This window comes from Acidiferrobacter sp. (assembly GCF_054609335.1).
Genome location: NZ_JBTRWP010000097.1, coordinates 1 through 3,535 on the forward strand (window position 1 = coordinate 1; position 3,535 = coordinate 3,535).

Consider the following 3,535-nt stretch of genomic DNA (forward strand, 5'->3'; position numbering starts at 1 on the left):
TCGACAGTCGCGGGGGCGCGGGCCCGAGCCGGGGGAGACCCGCGGCTTGCGTCGGATGAGGGCCGGCGGCAAATGGCGTTAAGCTCGCACGCCTAGACTCATCACGGAGGATGTCATGCCCGGAACAGCGGCCCCGACCCGGCAGGACACACACAATCCGATCATCGCCATCAATATGGCGCGGATCGCGAACCGTCCGGAAAGCTACGAGGCGATGCACAAAGTCGGGTCCAAGGTGTGCATCACGACCGCGACCCACCCAGGTTTCCTCGGCTTCGACCAACTCCTGCAGGTGGGCATACACCCGATGGCAGGACGCTACGGCGGCGGCGCCCTCGATATGCGCGAGACCCTCAATCCCATCGGCATGTTTCAATACACGGTGTGGAAAGACGCGCGATCACACGAGGAGATGCACTATCTCCAGTTCGATACCATCTACGAACTCTGTTCTCATTGTCTCGCGATGGTGGTGGAAGGCCCCTGGGAACCGCTTTACGAGATCACGGCCTCGGACCTGCCGCCCTCGATCGGGCTCACCGACGTGCCAAGCCTCATGATGGGGCGCGCGGCCGCCCAAAAACCCGTGCCCAAGCTTGCATTGCCCAATCGCACGATAGCACTCGGTGATCATAGCGTGATGCACGGCCACGAGGGCGCTTTCGAGCAAGGCGTGCGCGACACCATGGCGTGGCTCATGGCCCATGCCCCAGGCATGCTCGGGTGGATGCTCCTAAAACAGATCGGGGTGTCGGCGATCGGATCGTTTCAGCTCGATCCTGAAGGCATGACCAAGGCCACGCTCGGGGCCAACCCCCCGAAATACGCCACCAACTACGGCGACAAGCCCCTGGATCACCCACCGATCCCGGCGGCCACGCCCGTCCAGTACTTCGTGCATATGGAGTGGGAGGCCGCGGAGCTCGCCCACCAAGGTCTGGGTAAGGTCCTTGTCAATGTCGAGGCGCGCCACATCCACAACCAGGGCGTGCTCGCCCACATCAACCGTGGTCCCTACTACATGCTGTTTGCCTCCATGATGGAGGAAGGCACGTGGCGGGAGCATCTCGCCCACTAGGAGATCCAACATGACATCGAACAAGCCCCATGTGCTCGTGCTCGGCGGCAACTTCGCGGGCCTCGCAAGCGCCCAGAAGATCCGCGAGTATGCAGGCGAGGCGGTGGACATCACCGTGATCGACCGTAACCCCTACCTCCTCTTCATACCCAACATCCCAGCCGAGGTCTTCGAGGGCCGCGATCCGGCGGCGACGCTCAGGATGGACACCTCACGGGCATGGGCCGAGGCGCAAGCGACCTTCATCCAGGGCGAGGTGCGGGCTATCAATCCCGACACCCGGACCGTCGACTTCACGCCCAAGGAACGCGAGGGCGCGCCGTCCGAGACAATCGTCTACGACTACCTCGTCGTCGCCTTCGGTTGTCGACTCGCCTATGACAAGATCCCAGGCTTCGCGCAACACGCGCACGCGGCCTCCGACACCTTTTACGGCAACAAACTGCGCAGGGCGCTCTTCGGGGGCCAATACAAAGGTGGCCCGATCGCGATCGGCTCGGCCCGCTTTCATCAGGGCACCGCAGTCCGGGATCTGGTGCCCATGGCGGATGCCGCCTGCGAGGGCCCACCGATCGAGATCATGATGTCCATGGCCACCTGGCTCAAAAACCACGGCCTCGGGGGTCCCGACAAGATCACTGTCTTCACGCCCGGCAAGATGATCGCCGAGGACGCCGGCGAACAGGTCGTGAACACGCTTCTTGGTATCGCAAGCCAGATGGGCTTCCACTACCGCAATAACGTGGGAGACATCGCCGAGGTGACGCGCGACGGCGTGCGATTCACGCAGGGCGACGCCTTGGATGCCGAGCTCAAGATCCTGCTTCCAGACTGGGTGCCGCACCCGTTCATGAAGGGACTGCCAATATGTGACGAAGAAGGCTTCGTGATCACCGACATGCTCATGCGCAACCCCAAGTACCCCGAGATCCTGGCCTGCGGGGACGCCGCCGCTGTCACCGTGCCCAAACTCGGCGCCATAGGACACCAGCAGAGCGAGATCGTGGGCAAACAGATCGCTCGCGACCTCGGACGCATAGGCGAGGCGGCCGCCGCCGAGCCCTTGAAGCCTGTCGTGTACTGCATCGGGGACATGGGCGACCAACAGGCCTTCTATATCCGGTCCAACTCCTGGTTCGGCGGCGACACGCAGATCTTGAAGATGGGACGGATGCCGTATCTGTTGAAGATGCAGTACAAGGATCTCTTTTTCCGGACCCAGGGGAAGGTCCCGCCCTGGGGCCTGGATGCGGCGCAATTCCTCGCCGAACGTCTATTCGCGGCTTGAGTCGTGAGCGGACCCCTACCCGAGACCGACCCGCAAGACGCGACCCGGATTCCGGCCGGAGCAAGCGAGCTTAACGCGCGTCAGTGGCAGGCTCTGGCGCGCATGGCGGAGCGTTATGCGACCCTCGAGGAGGCCTCGGACGGCCCCCTGGGGGCCATCGCGAGTGAGACCGTGCGCAAGGCCTCGGGCCTCTGGCGCGACCACGATCTTGCGAGACTCGCTCGCGAAATCCTGGAAGCGGCCGAGGCGCTCCGCGACGCCGGGGTCTTCGCAGCAATCCGCGACGGTGCGCGCCCCGCAAAAGCGGCCTTGGGGCGCGCCGTCGATGCCGAAACCCTGAAGGGGATGGGTGCCGAGATCCTGGCGCTGCGCGATGGATGGCGCACGGTGCAGCGACTCATCGCGCGCCTGGAGGCGATCGAGAAATGGATCGAAGGCCCTGCGGCAGGGGTACTCACAGAGACGTGGGTGCGATGGCTCGACGCGACACGGGATACCGACGTGACAGGACTCGGGCACGAGCTCCTGCGGATCCTGGAGGGCCTCTCCCATACTGGCGCGCTCGCGCGGCTTGCCGATGACCTGCCCTACTTGGTAGACACCGTGGCGCAGCTTGCGCGCATGGCGCCCGCCTTGCTCGAGGCGGCGGGACCGGTGCTCGCCCAGACGCGCGCCGACCTCGCCTTCGCTCACGCCCTCGCAGACAAGGGCCGGGGTCTGGCCGATGTCTGGAAAGGCCCCACGGGAGAGGCCCTTTCCCGCGCCGCCACCGAGTTCAGTCTCTGGGCGACCGAGCACGATATCGCGGGCCTTGCCCAGGATATGACCGCGCTTCTCGCCGCCTTTCGCGACGCCGGACTCTTCCCCGCCGCACGCGAGGCAGGCCTTGCGCTTGCGGGCCTTGCCTCGACGTGGCAAGGCGTCCAAGCGGCGGCCCGCGCCGATGGGCAAAACGATTCACCAGGGGGTGCCAAGGGACTCTATCGCCTTCTCATGGATCCCCGCGTACAAGACGGGCTTCGCCAGGGCGCGCTGCTGCTGTGGGGCGTGACACTCTCAACCCGCTCAAGCGGGTGAACTTCTTACCGAATAGTACGGTTCATGGGCATGCTCCAGAGAGCCCGCACACACATCCTGCGGTGCTTGATTCCGTGCTTCGGAAAGACAAC

At 64.7% G+C, this 3,535-nt stretch carries 3 protein-coding genes; all 3 read left to right on the forward strand.

Features of this window, described 5'->3' with window-relative positions; genetic code table 11:
• The first annotated feature begins 115 nt into the window (after positions 1-115).
• Genes ACYCTF_RS14205 through ACYCTF_RS14215 form a run of 3 tightly spaced genes read left to right on the forward strand, consistent with a single transcriptional unit; the run spans position 116 to position 3,443 of the window.
• Positions 116-1,078, forward strand: a complete 963-nt coding sequence (locus tag ACYCTF_RS14205; RefSeq protein WP_461285080.1) for a sulfur oxygenase reductase family protein — start codon at positions 116-118, stop codon at positions 1,076-1,078.
• Positions 1,079-1,088: 10 nt separating this feature from the next.
• Positions 1,089-2,366: an NAD(P)/FAD-dependent oxidoreductase gene (locus ACYCTF_RS14210; protein ID WP_461283522.1), complete on the forward strand. Its 1,278-nt coding sequence runs from the start codon at positions 1,089-1,091 to the stop codon at positions 2,364-2,366.
• A 3-nt stretch (positions 2,367-2,369) separates the two neighbouring features.
• The gene (locus tag ACYCTF_RS14215) at positions 2,370-3,443 is read left to right on the forward strand and encodes a hypothetical protein (protein ID WP_461283521.1); all 1,074 of its coding nucleotides are present in this window, start codon (positions 2,370-2,372) and stop codon (positions 3,441-3,443) included.
• Positions 3,444-3,535 lie beyond the last annotated feature (92 nt).

What these genes read in the sequence shown, in the direction of transcription:
- ACYCTF_RS14205 (WP_461285080.1), top strand. Translation starts at nt 116, where the DNA reads ATGCCCGGAACAGCGGCCCCGACCCGGCAGGACACACACAATCCGATC.
- ACYCTF_RS14210 (WP_461283522.1), top strand. Translation starts at nt 1,089, where the DNA reads ATGACATCGAACAAGCCCCATGTGCTCGTGCTCGGCGGCAACTTCGCG.